Source organism: Thermopolyspora sp. NPDC052614, assembly GCF_040678635.1.
GTDB lineage: Bacteria > Actinomycetota > Actinomycetes > Streptosporangiales > Streptosporangiaceae > Thermopolyspora.
The window spans coordinates 574,512-588,884 of sequence record NZ_JBFATZ010000001.1 but is presented as its reverse complement, the minus strand read 5'-3'; the positions used below and the strand labels follow the sequence as shown (position 1 = coordinate 588,884).

The 14,373-nt window shown below is 71.5% G+C and carries 14 protein-coding genes; 3 read left to right on the top strand and 11 right to left on the bottom strand.

Translation table 11 applies throughout. From position 1 onward, the window contains the following. Positions 1 to 6 precede the first annotated feature (6 nt). The 3 genes from AB0K60_RS02465 to AB0K60_RS02455 form a co-directional block, all read right to left on the bottom strand. Entirely contained in the window at positions 7 to 1,845 is a 1,839-nt protein-coding gene (locus tag AB0K60_RS02465) for a hydantoinase B/oxoprolinase family protein (protein ID WP_364047700.1), read from the bottom strand. Beyond that, entirely contained in the window at positions 1,842 to 3,992 is a 2,151-nt protein-coding gene (locus tag AB0K60_RS02460) for a hydantoinase/oxoprolinase family protein (RefSeq protein WP_364047698.1), read from the bottom strand. Before AB0K60_RS02460 ends, AB0K60_RS02465 begins: the two co-directional genes overlap by 4 nt. 320 nt (positions 3,993 to 4,312) lie before the next feature. Then, positions 4,313 to 4,756 carry a hypothetical protein gene (locus tag AB0K60_RS02455; RefSeq protein ID WP_364047696.1) on the bottom strand — a complete coding sequence of 148 codons (444 nt, stop codon included), beginning with the start codon at positions 4,754 to 4,756 and terminating at the stop codon, positions 4,313 to 4,315. Positions 4,757 to 5,075: 319 nt separating this feature from the next. Here AB0K60_RS02455 and AB0K60_RS02450 point away from each other — a divergent pair, with 319 nt between their 5' ends. Beyond that, positions 5,076 to 5,918: an SAM-dependent methyltransferase gene (locus AB0K60_RS02450; protein ID WP_364047694.1), complete on the top strand. Its 843-nt coding sequence runs from the start codon at positions 5,076 to 5,078 to the stop codon at positions 5,916 to 5,918. A 72-nt stretch (positions 5,919 to 5,990) separates the two neighbouring features. On the opposite strand, the gene AB0K60_RS02445 is transcribed toward AB0K60_RS02450, so the two are convergent. The 7 genes from AB0K60_RS02445 to AB0K60_RS02415 form a co-directional block, all read right to left on the bottom strand. Further along, a complete protein-coding gene (locus tag AB0K60_RS02445) occupies positions 5,991 to 6,887 on the bottom strand; it encodes a hypothetical protein (RefSeq protein ID WP_364047692.1) in 897 nt (298 codons plus the stop codon). 28 nt (positions 6,888 to 6,915) lie between these two features. Continuing rightward, complete coding sequence (locus AB0K60_RS02440) at positions 6,916 to 7,713, bottom strand: carbon monoxide dehydrogenase subunit G (protein WP_364047690.1); 798 nt, start codon at positions 7,711 to 7,713, stop codon at positions 6,916 to 6,918. A gap of 403 nt (positions 7,714 to 8,116) precedes the next feature. Continuing rightward, entirely contained in the window at positions 8,117 to 8,818 is a 702-nt protein-coding gene (locus AB0K60_RS02435) for an HAD hydrolase-like protein (protein WP_364047688.1), read from the bottom strand. A gap of 28 nt (positions 8,819 to 8,846) precedes the next feature. Further along, entirely contained in the window at positions 8,847 to 9,500 is a 654-nt protein-coding gene (locus AB0K60_RS02430; protein ID WP_364047686.1) for a class I SAM-dependent methyltransferase, read from the bottom strand. A gap of 594 nt (positions 9,501 to 10,094) precedes the next feature. Next, entirely contained in the window at positions 10,095 to 10,736 is a 642-nt protein-coding gene (locus tag AB0K60_RS02425; RefSeq protein WP_364047685.1) for an ATP-dependent Clp protease proteolytic subunit, read from the bottom strand. 11 nt (positions 10,737 to 10,747) lie between these two features. After that, positions 10,748 to 11,335 (bottom strand): ATP-dependent Clp protease proteolytic subunit, encoded by a 588-nt coding sequence (locus tag AB0K60_RS02420; protein WP_364047683.1) that lies wholly within the window; start codon positions 11,333 to 11,335, stop codon positions 10,748 to 10,750. A gap of 381 nt (positions 11,336 to 11,716) precedes the next feature. Next, positions 11,717 to 12,457, bottom strand: a complete 741-nt coding sequence (locus AB0K60_RS02415) for a hypothetical protein (protein WP_364047681.1) — start codon at positions 12,455 to 12,457, stop codon at positions 11,717 to 11,719. A gap of 18 nt (positions 12,458 to 12,475) precedes the next feature. On the opposite strand from AB0K60_RS02415, the gene AB0K60_RS02410 reads away from it, so the two are divergent. Further along, complete coding sequence (locus AB0K60_RS02410; protein ID WP_364047679.1) at positions 12,476 to 12,661, top strand: hypothetical protein; 186 nt, start codon at positions 12,476 to 12,478, stop codon at positions 12,659 to 12,661. Here the strand turns inward: AB0K60_RS02410 and AB0K60_RS02405 are convergent. Beyond that, a complete protein-coding gene (locus AB0K60_RS02405) occupies positions 12,641 to 13,351 on the bottom strand; it encodes a DUF4386 family protein (protein ID WP_364047677.1) in 711 nt (236 codons plus the stop codon). The two genes, AB0K60_RS02410 and AB0K60_RS02405, sit on opposite strands and share 21 nt — an antisense overlap. 160 nt (positions 13,352 to 13,511) lie before the next feature. Here AB0K60_RS02405 and AB0K60_RS02400 point away from each other — a divergent pair, with 160 nt between their 5' ends. After that, positions 13,512 to 14,168 (top strand): TetR/AcrR family transcriptional regulator, encoded by a 657-nt coding sequence (locus tag AB0K60_RS02400; protein ID WP_364047675.1) that lies wholly within the window; start codon positions 13,512 to 13,514, stop codon positions 14,166 to 14,168. The last annotated feature ends 205 nt before the right edge of the window (positions 14,169 to 14,373 follow it).

The window sequence follows — 14,373 nt, the reverse complement described above, 5'->3', positions numbered from 1 at the left end:
GACGCGTCAGAGCTCGTCCACGTCGGCGAGGAGCCGCCCGCCCGACAGCAGGGGGTAGCCGGGGCCACGATCGAAGAAGGCGGCCTCGCCGAGGTCGCGGAGTTCGGCGCGGAGGGACGTGGTGGCCTCCTTGTCGACGCGGGGGTCGTCCTGGGGGCCGGTGAGGACGACGCCGTAGTCGTCGCGGGCGCCCTCGAAGGAGACCTTGCCGTCGCGGACGTCGGCGGCGACCTTTTCCGGGTCGCGGTCGAAGGGGGAGCCCCAGCCTCCGCCGCCGGTGGTGCGGATTCGGATGATCTCGCCGGCGCGGACGGGCTCGTGGTCGACGAGGCCCTCCATCTCGCGGCCCGCGATCTCGACGCGGAAGGGGCGGCCGGCGCGGCCGCCGTTCACGCCCCAGCAGGACAGGATGGAGCGGTCGGCGATCGACATGAACGAGGCGTCGCGGAGCATGCGGATGTGCTTGTCGTAGCCGAGGCCGCCGCGGAACAGGCCGGGGCCGCCGCTGTCGACGGCGAGGCCGAGGCGTTCGACGCGGAACGGCCAGCGGGCCTCGGCGAACTCGACCGGGATGTTGCGGGAGTCGGGGACGACGTGGATGGTGTCCTCGCCGTCGGCGTACCAGCGGCCGCCGGAGCCGCCGCCGAGGACCTCGCGCATCAGGTACGGCACGCCGTCGGCGTCGGTGCCGTACACGCCGGTGTAGCGGATCGTCTCCTGGTCGGCGGGCATCCGGCCGCCGGTGGCCTTGGCGAGCACGCCCGCGAGCACGCCGAGCAGGCGCAGGATGACGAACGTGCGGGCGTTGGTCGGGGCGGGGAAGATCGGGGTGAGCAGGGTGCCCTTCTCCGGGAAGCGCATCTCGATGAGGGGGACGGCGCCCTCGTTGACGTCGAGCTCGGCCATGCGCTCGGGGGTGTCGGCGAGGTTGCGCAGGATGGGGGCGAGCCACTTCTTCAGGAACACGCCGTCGGCGTAGTCGCCCGCGTGGTTGATCGGCCCCTTCGCCTGCGGGGACGTGCCGGTGAAGTCGATCACGAGGGGGGCGGGGGCGGCGTGGTCGACGGTGAGGGTGATGCGCTGGGTGTGCAGGCGGGGCTCGTCGACGCCGTCGTGCTCGGCGTAGTCCTCCCAGACGTACGTCCCCTCGGGGATCTTGGCGAGGAGTTCGCGGCGGAACGTCTCGGTGGTCTTGGAGATGATCGCGTCGAAGCAGGCCTCGACGGCGGCGCGGCCGTACCGGGTGAACAGGTCGGCGAGGCGGCGGGCGCCCATGAGGCAGGCCGAGCACTCGGCGTCGAGGTCGCCGGCGAGGGAGTCGGGCATGCGGGAGTTGCGGATCATGATGCGCAGCGCGGCCTCGTTCGGCACCCCGCGGTCCCACAGCTTGATCGGGGGGACCATGAGGCCCTCCTCGAAGACGCTGGTGGCGTGGGAGGGCATCGAGCCCGGTACGGCGCCGCCGATGTCGTCGTGGTGGCCGAACGCCTGCACGAACGCGACCACCTCGCCCTCGTGGAAGACGGGCACGGTCACGCACAGGTCGGGCAGGTGGCCGATGCCGCCCTCGGAGAGGTAGACGTCGTTGTGGAAGAAGACGTCGCCCGGGTTCATCGTCTCGATCGGGAAGTCGCGGACGATCGGCTGGACGAGGGCGGAGTAGGACCGGCCGGTCAGCTTGCGCAGGCGGGCGTCGTGGATGCCGGCGCGGAAGTCGTGGGCGTCGCGGATCATCGGGGAGCGGGCGGTGCGGGCGATCGCGGTCTCGACCTCCATCTCCACCGAGGCGAGGGTGCCCTCGACGATCTCGACGAGGACGGGGTCCACGGGGGTCGCGGCGGTCATGCGTTCTCCCGAGAGGTGCGGTGGACGACGAGGTTGCCGTGGGCGTCCATGCGGGCCGAGAAGCCGGGGTGCAGGGGCAGGGTGGAGCCGTACTCCTCGATGACGGCCGGGCCGTCGATCACGTCGCCCGCGCGCAGGCCGGCGCGGGCGTGGATGGGGACGTCCGCCCAGCCGCGGGCGGGGTCCTCGTCGAAGTGGACCTCATCACGGTGGACCTCATCACGGTGGACCTCATCACGGTGGACCTCATCACGGTGGACCTCGTCGAAGTGGACCCGGCGGTGGTCCGGGGGCGGCGGGGATTCGCCGGGGGCGCGGCCGGGGCGTTCGGCGATGGCCGGGCGGGTGATCGGGCCGATGCCGGAGACGCGGAGGTTGACCCATTCGACGGCGTGGCGGGGGTCGTCGCGGTAGCCGTACCCGTAGAGGCGGTGGTGGGCCTCGTGGAAGCGGTCGAGCACGGTCGCGCGCCAGGCCGCGTCGAGGGGACCGGGCGGGGCGGGGACGCGGACCTCGTACGCCTGGCCGTAGTAGCGCAGGTCGGCGCTGCGGGCGTAGACGTGGCGGTCGCGGTCGAAGCCCTCGCGGTCGAGCGCGTCGGCGGCCTGCGCCTCCAGCTCGCCGAAGATCTCGGCGGCGGCGTCGAGGGGGAGGTCGCGGGTGACGAAGGTGCGCACGTAGTCGTTCTTCACGTCCACGGTGAGCAGGCCGAACGCCGAGACGTTGCCCGGGTCGGGCGGGACGATCACCGCCGGGAGGGAGAGGATGTCGATCAGACGGCAGACGAGCAGCGGGCCGGAGCCGCCGAAGGCGACCATGGGGAAGTCGCGCACGTCGAGGCCGCGTTGGACGGTGAGCCTGCGGATGGCGTTCGACTGGTTGAACGCGCTGATCTCCAGGATGCCGGTGGCGGTGCGCTCGGGGGTGAGGCCGAGCTTGTCGGCGAGGGCCTCGATGGCGGCGCGGGCGGCGGCGACGTCGAGCGGGATCTCGCCGCCGAGCAGGTGCGGGGGCACGCGGCCGAGGAACACGTGCGCGTCGGTGACGGTGACCTCGGTGCCGCCGCGGCCGTAGCAGACGGGGCCGGGGTCGGCGCCGGCGCTGCGCGGGCCGACCTTGAGCGTGCCCTCCGGGGAGATCCAGGCGATCGAGCCGCCGCCCGCGCCGACGGTGACGATGTCGATCATGGGGATCTTGCAGGGGTAGCGGCCGATGCTGCCCTCGGTGGTGAGGGACGGCTCGCCATCGACGACGACGGCGACGTCGGTGGAGGTGCCGCCGCCGTCGAGGGTGATCGCGGAGGGGTGCCCGGCGGTGGAGGCGATGAGCGCGGCGCCGAGCGCCCCGGCGGCCGGGCCGGACAGCACGGTGGTGATCGGCTGGTTGACGACCTCGGTCGCGGACAGGACGCCGCCGTTGCTCTTCATCACCGAGAAGCCGCGGCCCAGGCGTTCGGAGAGGCCGGCGATGTAGCGGCGCATGGTGGGTTTGACGGCGGCGTCGACGAGGGTGGTGACCGAGCGCTCGTACTCGCGGTACTCGCGCAGGACCTCGCTGGAGATGGAGACGACCGCGTCCGGGTGCTCGCGTTCGAGCACCTCGCGCATGCGCAGCTCGTGCTCGGGGTTGGCGTAGGAGTGCAGGAAGCAGACGCCGATGGCGTTGATGGCGCGGTCGCGGAACCAGCGGGCCACCTCGACGGCCTGCTCCTCATCGAACGGGCGGACCTCGCGGCCGAGGTGGTCGAGGCGTCCGCCGACGGTCTTCACGCGGTGCACCGGGACGATGCGGGGTGGTTTGACCCAGAAGTACGAGTTGCCGTAGCCGTCGGGCACGCTCTGCCGGGCGATCTCCAGCAGGAACTCGAAGCCCTCGGTGGTGATGAAGCCCAGGTCGGCGGGGCGGTCCTCCAGGAGCTGGTTGGTGGCGACGGTGGTGCCGTGCACGATGCCGGTGACGTCGTCGAGCGAGACGTCCAGCCCGTACGCCTCCGACAGGACCTTGGCCACGCCGGTCATGAAGCCGTCGGCCGGGTTCGCCGGGGTGGAGGGCGTCTTGGTCGTGACGACGCGGCCGGTGGCCTCGTCCACCGCGACCACGTCGGTGAACGTGCCGCCCGTGTCGACCCCGATCCGCACTTTCGACATATCCCGACTTATGCCCGTGTCCGCGCTCATGTCCCTGTGTCTACTGGTGGGGACGGCGTGCGGGAATCGGCGGACCCTGCCCAAGGACCGCCGCCGTCGTCGGCGATCCTTGCCACGCCGTCGGGTGCGCGCCGCCGTACAGAAGAAACAAACTTGGCGCCGGACTCAATCTGAGGTCTCCTCCGGCGATCACTTTTGCACGAGTACCCGCAGCGCCGCGCGTCAATGCCTTCTGCCAGCCCTTCCACCGCTCCGCACCGGCGTGGCCGAGTCGGGCGTCAGGCTCTCACGGCCGGTGTCGCCCACTATTGAGTCTGGTTTCACCTTGAAGCCGGGTCAACGTCAGGGTCCACGTGAGGGTTCGTGGTGGGGGCAGGGGCGGGCGGGTAGGTCACGGCGGGGCGGCGGTCGCGGCGGGGGCCGAGTGCCTGGTCGATCTGGGCCCGGTCGATGTAGGCGGCCATGCGGATCGCCATGTCGTTGACGCGGCGCAGTTCGGCCTCCGCGCGATCCTTGCCGGCCTGGCCCGCCTGCACGCCGAAGTACGCGCCGATGATGGTGCCGACCACTCCGCAGACCCCGGCGAACATCGTCGCCACCTCGCCGGAGTTGAGCACCGAGACGGTGAAGCCCACCAGCACGACGACGAGTCCGGCCAGGACGATGAAGAAGCCGTATCGCCAGCGTGCGGCGTCGGCTTCGGCGGCGGTCCGCTCGTCGGGGGTCATCATCGACTCAAGGGCCGAGGGCGGGTTTGCGGTCATAGCGCCTCCCTTATCAGTGATGTCCAGAACATCCCATGTTCAGGACGATCACGCCACATGGCCGGTCGTCCCTTCGCCTGGAGCCGACGGCGGCGGCGGACCAGGCCGCCAACCTCCGACCTGCGTGATCCCGCGTCCGTCCCCGTACGCGACCGGCCTCGCCACGGTGAACGACTCGCCAAGAAACACTGGTCGTCCGCCGCCAATCACCGAACGAAATCACTTGTGTGATCGACACACTCGACATTCCCACATCTTGACGCAAGACTTGACCGCGAAGATCGGACGCACATAGAGTGTCGAATACGGGGGGTTGACGTTGAGCGTCGATTTTAGTGCCGGTCTAAACCCGGACGTGCCGAACGCAGCGCGTATCTACGACTACTTTCTCGGCGGTAAGAACAATTTCCCGGTGGACCGGGAGACGGCCGAACGCTTCCTGTCCATCGTGCCGGAGGCCAAGAAATCGGTCCTCGCCAACCGGGCGTTTCTGCTGCGCGTGGTCAAGGAACTCGCCGCGGACGGCGCCGACCAGTTCCTCGACATCGGTGCCGGGCTGCTCAATCAGGAAAACGTCCACGATATCGCGCAGGCGGTGAATCCCGAGGCGCGGGTGGTTTACGTCGACTATGACCCATCGGTCGTCGCGCACGGCCGGGCGCTGCTGCAAGGCCGCCCTCGCGTCGGTTTCGCGACGGGGGACGTACGCAAACCCGAAGACATTCTCCGCGCCCCTGAAGTGACCGAGCTCATCGATTTCTCCCGGCCCGTGGCCGTACTGATGGTCGCCCTGCTGCATTTCCTGCCCGACGACGAGGATCCGGCGGGGGCGGTGGCGGCGATCCGGCGAAGGTTGGCCCCGGGCAGCCAACTGGCGCTCACCCATGTCTGCCATGACGACGCCAACCTGAGCCGCCTACAGCAGGGCGCCTCCCTGTACGACAATGCCTCGGCCCCGTTCATCTTCCGGTCCGAATCGGACATCGCGGCGTTCTTCGAGGGTTTTGAACTGCTGGAACCCGGGCTGGTCGAGATCTCGCGCTGGCGGCCGTCGTCGCCCGCGTACGACGATGCCCCCGCCGCCCCCGCCCAGGGGACCCCGGGGACCTCGGGGAAGACGTTGGTGCTGGGCGGCGTCGGCAGAGTGCCTCTCCCGCGGTAGCGCCAAGTACCGCGACATATCGGCGGCATGCGGGCCGCCGTATAAGGCCGGTCACCCGTCGCAGCGTGGGCTTCAGGAGTCGAGGTCGCACAGGCGGGCGGCGAGCTGGATGGCGTCGCCGTCCACCAGCGCGCAGACGGCGCGCCACCAGCCGAACCACTCGCCGCTTCGCCACATCCAGTCGACGCGATCGATCGCCGCGATCACGTCGCCCTTGTTGCGCCAGCGCGGACCGACCTGGGCCGTGGCCGCGTCGTGGCGCAGGGCCCAGGCGCGCAGCCGGTCGGCGGCCTCCTCGTCGATCGGGCCGAGGTAGGGGTCGGCGGGCTGGTCCGGGAGCGGGTGCGGGCCGAGCCCTGCGGCGACGCCCCAGCTCCACTGGGCCTCCGCGGGCGGGGAGTAGCGCAGGGAGGCGAAGTCCAGGTTCGAGCCGAGCCGACCGCCGGGGCGTTCGACCACCAGCGCGTCCAACCGGCCGCCCGCGTCGAAGGCGACCAGGAGCCGGTCTCCCGGCCAGGCGTCGGGAGGCAACTCGATGCGGTCCTCGGCCTGCCAGGAGTTGAGGTCCACGGTGTCCACGGGCCGGCCCCAGCGCTCGTCGGCGGCGTCGTCGGCGATCCAGGTGGCCAGCATCTCCAGGACGGTGAGGTCGGTCCACGGGTCGATGGCGGTGTTGGCGGCGAGGACCTCGTCGGGGGCGGGCAGCTTGCCCTCGCGACTGTCGCGCCACCAGCGCATGCCGAGGTCGCGGGTGCCGACGACCAGGGCGGCGATCGCGGCGAGTTCGGCCGAACGGCGGGTCAGGGGGGCGCCGCCGGCCAGACGGCCGCACATCGCGGTGCGGCCGGGGCCGAGGACGGCCCTCCCCTGGCGGAACAGCTCCGCCGCCGTGGGATGTTCCTCGCCCAGGAGCAGCAGAGTGAGCCGCCGGGCCTCGGTCCGGGCATCCTCCGCACGAGCCTCGCGCATATCTGCAAATTTACGCCGAATTGGTGCGTTATTTGCTCTTTCGCCCACTTCGTCCGAGAAGCCAGCCGATCACGGCGCTCCCCAGCGCGACGCCTGCGCCCATGCCGAACGCGGTCAGCATCGTCCAGGCGGGCGGATGCTGGCGCGGCGCCTTCACCGCGGCCGGACGCTCGAAGACCTGACCGACGGCCACGGGCTGCCCCGCCCGTGGCCCGGCGGCCCCCGCCGCCTGGGCCGCCTGGTCCGCCACAGCCTCCGCCGCCTGTCCCACGGGCTGCCCCGCCTCCCCCGCCGACGGCGCCTCCTCCGCCACGGGCCGCTCCACTCGCACGGCCACCGCCCCCGCGGCTTCGACCGGCGCCACCTGGGCGGGCACCACCACGGCGGGCGCCTCCGTCAGATGCCGCTCGACCGCGGCGAAGAACTCCCCGGCGGTACGCCTGGCCACCGACCCCAGCATGCGCTGCCCCACTCCGCCGATCATCCCGCCGACCACGGCATCGGCGTCGTAGTCCACGCGGGTGCCGCCGGGCGCCTCGCTGAGCCGTACCCGCACGGTGGCGTCGACGGTGCCGGGCGCGCCCTGCCCCCGGGCCCGCAACACGAAGCGCTCGGGCTCGTCGGGCTCGGCGAGGGCCACCTCCCCCTCGTACACGCCCTTGATCGAGGCCACCCCCGCGCTCACCGTCATGCGGTAGACGTCGCCCCCGAGGGCCTCCAGCCGCTCACACCCCGGAATGGTGCACGCGAGCACCGCCGGATCCTGCAACGCCGCCCACAGCCGAGCACGCTCTATCCCGAGTACGGCACTGCCGACGATCTTCATGTCCACCTCCGATGAGCGAAACTTTAGAGACTTCGCGCCCACCGTCATAACGGCAAGATCTGCCCCACCACCACGTGCCGCGTCGTCGAGCATCGCTCAGACACCCGCCGCGCCCCGGAACGGCCCACGCCCGCACACCCACGCAGCGATGGGAACCTGGCGGCCGGTCATTCCTCACCACCACAGGCCGCATCGCCGAACATCGCTCAGACACCCGCCGCCCCCCGGGACGACCCGCGCCCGCACACCCACGCAGCGTTGACAACCAGGCGGTCGGTCACTTGTCTCTCTAGGTCGTCCGCGCGCCCTCTCTGGCTCGTCCCTCGCACGCGCATCCGCGGAAGCGTTCCCGCTCCCGGCCGGGGGCGAAGGTGCAGCCGGAAGGCGTGGCCGTCTTGTGGGCCTACTCGTCGCTGACCTGGAGGATGCTGCGGATTACGGCGTCGGTGTCGCCGAGGTCGGGAAGCACGAGTTCGGCGCCCGCCGCGCGCAGGGCCGCCGCGTCGCTGCGGCCCGTCGCGACCGCCACCACGCGCGCCCCGCCCTCGTGCCCGGCCTGCACGTCGTGGGGGGTGTCGCCGATCAGCACGGTGCCGTGCTCGTCGAAGGTCTCCCCGAACTTCGCCTGCGCCCTCTCCCTCGCGAACCGGACCAGCGCGGGGCGCTCCAGCCCGTCCAGACCGTACGCGCCGACCTCGAAGTCCACGAACTCGTGCAGGCCGAACTCGGTCAGCTTGCAGATCGCGATCGGCTTCATGTTGCCGGTCAACACCGACTGGACCACGTCGGTACGCTTGGCGAGCGCGGCGAGTGCGGCCCTGCCTCCGGTGAGTTCGCGGCCTCGGGCGGTGAACTCGTGCCGCCGGTCCTCGAACATCGCGGCCAAGGCTTCGGCGAACGTCTCCACCAGGTCGTCGGTCCGGGGGACGTCGTTCAGATCGAGCAGCGCCGTGATGATTCCGCGGTCGGTCCGGCCGGACATATCGGGAAATTTCTCCGGTAGGCGGCCGACGAAGTCGCGGAACACCGCGCTGTAGATCTCCCGGCTGATCCCGGCAACGTCGATGAGGGTGTGGTCGATGTCCCAGAGCACAAGTGTCCGCACCCCCGCATGCTAACCATCCCCGTGATCGCTACTTCGGGCCAGGTCTGCGGGCCAGCAACGCGGCCTGTGTGAACCGCACGCCATCCTCCGGTTCTCGCGCCAGCTTCGCGCGCACGTCGAAGCCTTCCGCCCGCAAAAGGTCGGCGACGCCGTCCACCGACAGCTTGTAGGCGAGCGTCACCTTGTGGTCGAACGCCTCCGTCAGACATTTGGGGTCATCGGTGGCCTGGAACCCGAGCAGCAGATGCCCTCCCGGCGCCAGCACCCGGCGGAACTCGGCGAAGATCTCGGGCAGCCGCTCGGGCGGCGTGTGGATCACCGAGTACCAGGCGAGCACCCCGCCCAGCGCACCGTCGGCCGCCTTCAGGTCGGTCATCGAGCCCACGTCGAACCGCAGGTCCGGGTACGCCTCGCGGGCCAGCCTGATCATCTCCGGGGACAGGTCGGTGCCGAAGACGTCCAGGCCGAGGGACGCGAGGTGGCCGGTGAGCCGGGCGGGCCCGCAGCCGACGTCGGCGACCGGGCCGCCGCCGGAGGACCGCACGAGTTCGGCGAACACCGCGAGCATCGCGCGGTCCAGCGGCTGCGCGTCCAGCGCGCCGCGGAACGTCTCGGCGTAAAGATCGGCCACGACGTCGTACGCGGACCGGACGGTGCTGAGAGAAGACGGTTCTTCTTCCATGCCGAAGCACCCTAGTGCGAGGCCCGATGCGAGGCCCGCGAACGTTCACCGCACGGATGCCCGTCCGCGTGATGCCCGACGGAGATCCCGACCGCCTCCAGGCAGCCCCCAAGCAGCGCCAGGCCACGGTCGCCACGACGGGACCGGGCAACGCTGCCTCCAGGCAGCCTCCAGGCAACGCCTGGCCACGGTCGCCACGGCGGGACCGGCAACGCGCCGGGACCGGCAACGCCGCCTTCGGGCAGTGCCAAGCCACGGTCGGCCATACCGGGACCGGGCAACGCCGGACAACAGGCGGCAACACCGGCGTCGTAAGAGTGCCGGGCAACCACCCGGCGACGCCGAGGCCGGGCGACGCGGGCAGCGCCGTACAACGCGCGCCATCGCGAGTGCCCGGCGGGGCGACCCGGCTGAACGATGTGGTCACGGCGCTGCCCGGGTCCGCCGCCGGGAGAGCGGGCGGACACTAAGCTGTGAGTGTCCTCCCGTCGCGGGGTGGGCATCGGGCGGCCGGTGTGTGCGACCGCCGCCCGGCCTGGGTGTGCGATGCCGGCCGGGCGACGGGTCATCGGCCGCCCCCGTCTCGGCCGCGGGTCAGCGTCCGATCACGGCCAGGGCCGTGTCCGTGCGTCGTTTGCGGGTGACGATGAAGTCGTCGATCAGACCGTAGGCCTTGGCCTCCGCCGCGGTGAAGATCTTGTCGCGGTCGAGGTCGCGACGGATCTCCTGGGGGTCGCGGCCGGTGTGCCGGGCCAGGACCTCCTCCTGCTGGGCGCGGATGCGCAGCACCTCGCGTGCCTGGATCTCCAGGTCGCTGCCGGTGCCGCCGGTGCCCTCCATCGAGGGCTGGTGCAGCAGCACGCGGGCGTTGGGCAGGGCCATGCGCTTGCCCGGCGTGCCGGCGGCCAGGAGCACGGCGGCCCCCGACGCGGCCTGGCCCAGGCAGACCGTCTGGATCTCCGGCTGGACGTACAGCATCGTGTCGTAGATCGCCATCACCGAGGTGAACGAGCCGCCGGGCGAGTTGATGTACATGCTGATGTCGCGGTCGGGGTCGAGCGACTCAAGCGTCAGCAACTGCGCCATGACGTCGTTGGCCGAGGTGTCGTCGATCTGGGTGCCGAGGAAGATGACCCGGTCCTCGAACAGCTTGTTGTACGGGGTCACCTCCTTGACGCCGTACGTCGTGCGCTCGGTGAAGGACGGCACGACGTAACGTGCGGTGATCTCGGTCATGTCCGCCCTCCTCACGAGACCGCGCCGGCCGACGACACCTGGCGGGCGCTGCGGATCACGTGGTCGACGAAGCCGTATTCGCGGGCCTCCTCGGCGGTGAACCAGCGGTCCCGGTCCCAGTCGGTCTGGATGCGCTCCAGCGGCTGGCCGGTGTGCGCGGCGATGCGTTCGGACATCATCTGCTTGGCGTACAGCATCTGCTCGGCCTGGATGGCGATGTCGGCCGCGGTGCCGCCGATGCCGCCGCTCGGCTGGTGCATCATGACGCGGGCGTGCGGCAGCGCGTAGCGCTTGCCGGGCGCGCCGGAGGTCAGCAGGAACTGGCCCATCGAGGCGGCGAAGCCCATCACGACGGTGGCGACGTCGTTGGGGATGTAGTGCATCATGTCGTAGATCGCCATGCCGGCCGTGACCGAGCCGCCGGGCGAGTTGATGTACAGCCAGATGTCGCGCCGGTCGTCCTCGGCGGCGAGCAGGAGCAGCTCGCCGCAGATCCGGTTGGCGATCTCGTCGTCGACCTGCGTGCCGAGGACGACGATCCGCTTGTCGAGCAGACGCTGGGACAGCGGTGGATTCGGTGCGGGTGTGGCCACGGTCATGAGCCGTCGGTCCTTCCATGTCGCGGGGTCGGCCGCCGGGACGGGTGTGCGGCCCGTGACCGGCGGCGCTTCGTGGTGGGCATCTCCGAAATGGCGTGGTGAATCGGTCGGCGGCGACCGTTGGCGTCGGCATCCGATGTGCGCGATCATGCGCCGACCCTTGATCGGTCACCTGTCGCCGACACTAACCTCCGGCCCGTCTCCGAGCGTCCGCTGTTCGCTCACGGCGGTGTTCGCTGAGCGCGCAGTTCTCCGGTACGCGCCCCGCGGCGTGCCGCACACGCCTCGCCGAAGGTCGGCGTGTGCCCATTTTTCCGACTTGGCCGCGATGCCCGACGGCGTTCCCGCGCTGCCGGGCGGCGTTCCCGCGTCGCCGGGCGTCTACGCGTCGGGGATGCGTACGGCGATCTCGCCGCCGAGGCGGTGGCCGCCGGTCAGTTCGAGGCGGTCGCCGCTCCAGAATCGTCCGGGGTCGTACCAGTTCGTACGGCGTCCGCCCGGCAGCAGGCCCATCTCCTCGTAGGTGACCGCGAGGACCTCGGCGCAGTACGCCGTCTCCAGGCTGCGATCGGCCTGCTCGTCGGCCTCCCCGCCGCGATCCCCGTCGGACTCCCGGTCACGATCCCTGTCGCGATCCCTGTGGTGAGCCCGGTCGCGAGCCCGGTCACGGCGACGGAACGGCAGGCGGACGGCGGGGAGGCGTCCGCGCACCCAGCGCCCGGCGAGGCGGGCCGTCGATGGGAAGGGCGTGCCGTCGAGGCGGGCCACGGCGCGCAGGACGGCGTCCTCCATTTCGCGGGTGGCCGGGGGATCGAGCTGGCGGAACCAGGCGCGCTGGCCGTACCGGTGGGCCCAGACCATGACGGCCGAGCGCAGGTCGTGGAGCTGGACGCCGCGGTGGTGGCCCCCACTCCACATGTCCGGCAGCGACTTGCCCAGCTCGGCGTGCCACATCAGCGGCGGAAGGTCGTCGATGACGACGGCCATGCCGACGTGGTTGACCGGGCTGTTGGTGGTGACCTGAATGGCGCGGTCCGGCACCTTGCGCCCGCGGAACAGCCACACATCGCCGGTCCGCGTCAGCTCGACGGCCTTGTCTAGGTCGATTGGCGTGGCAGGCATGCCCTTTACCCTAGGCGGATGAAGCGATGGAAATGGTGGAAGATTATCGGCCTTGCCAGTTTTGTCGGCGTCGCCGCCACGGGCGTCGTGATCGTACGCGCGGAGCGGCGGCGGCGCGCCTACACGCCCGAGGAGATCCGCGACCGGCTGCGGGCCCGGCACGCCGAGGCGACCGGCGCGCGCTCAGCCTCGGCGTCCGAATAGCAGGGTCGCGCCGAGGGCGGCCACCCACAGGCCCCACAGGGTGCTGCCGATAAGGCCCGCCGGCTCCCAGACCGGGAAGCCGGGGACCGCGGTGGCCAGGATGTCGCCCTGGTTGAGCAGGTAGACGGCGCTCGCGGCCAGGCCCGTCCAGCCCAGCCAGGCGGGCAGCGCGCGGGTGCGCAGGATGAGCACCGCGACGGTCACCGACCAGGCGACGGCCAGGGTCTGGCCGAGGTGCTCGCCGAGGAGGGCGCCGCCGTACTGGTGCTGGGCCGTCCACGCGGCCTCGGCGGCGGCCCTCGCGACGGGGTCGGCGGAGGAGTGCGCGGCGGCGAGCGGGGGGACCACGAAGACCCAGCGCAGGAAGCCGATCAGGGACAGCAGCACCGAGACCGCGCCGAGGTGGGTGGCCACGCGCAGCGCCGGGTCGGCGGGGCGGCCGAGGGCGGCGGGCAGCAGCAGGATCGGGATCAGCAGGATCGCGTACGTCCAGCCGGTGGCGAACCAGATCCCGACGAGTCCGGGGCCGCCCTCGGCGTAGGCGGCGAGCACCACGCCGGGCGGGCGGCGCAGGATGTCCGGCCAGTCGAAGGCCGCGGACAGCAGGGTGGCGGCGACGGCGAAGGCGACGGCGCCCGCGATGAACATGCCGCCGGTCAGCCGCCGTTGCGTGAACGGGATCGTCGTCATGGATGACTCCCATCTCTGTACGGTGTCCAATAACTGTACGATGTCCAAAGATAGAAGAAAAGACCCCCACACCACCCGGCCCCGCGTACACCGGTCGCCGCGTTCCCCGGCCGGGGACGCAATCATGGGGCGGGTACGCCAAGCGGACGGAGGAGGCGACGTGCGGCCTGGGCCGAAGAGGACGCTGAGCGAGGAGGCGGTGCTCGACGCCGCGATGGGCCTGCTCGCCGAGGGCGGCGCGGCCGCGGTGACCGTACGTGGCATCGCCTCGCGGCTGGGGGTCGCGCCGAACGCTGTCTACACGTACGTGCCGAACAAGGCGGCCGTGCTGAGCGCCTTGGTCGAGCGCCTGCTCGGCGAGGTGGATCTGAAGGCCCTGGCCGACCCGGCGACGCCCTGGCGGCGACGCCTGCACGCGCTCGCGCTCGGCCTGCGGGAGCGGCTGATCGCCCAGCCGGGCATGGTCCACCTGCTGCTGTCCGGGCCCATGGACGGGCCGAACGCGCTGGCCCTCGGCGAATGCCTGCTGGCCGTACTGGCGGAGGCCGGGCTGGATCCGGAGCCGGCCGCCCGGGCGTCGTACCTGCTCATCGTGTACGTGGTCGGCTCGATCGCCTTGGAGGCCGCCGAAATGGACGCCGACGCGCCGCCGCAGCCGGAGGCCGAACGGGTGGCCGCCCGGCGGGCGACCTTCGCCGCCGTGCCCGCCGACCGTTTCCCGCGCACCGCCGCGGCCGCCGAGACGATGGCCGGCTTCATCTCCACCGAGCAGTTCAGATGGGGACTCGACCGCCTCCTCGACGGGCTGACGCGCTGAGAGGCTGACAGGCTGACGAACTGATGCCCGCGTAGTCCCCCGCAGGGAGTACCCCGCAATCCGTCGCCGGGCTGACGCCGTACGCGGCGTCCTGCTCCCATCATGGGTGTCACGCCGGAAAAGGCCCGCGTACCCGCCTTCCAAGCGAGGGAACAAGTCCCTGCCAATCACGGCACAAGTGCGCGGGCCTTCACTTGGGCATCGA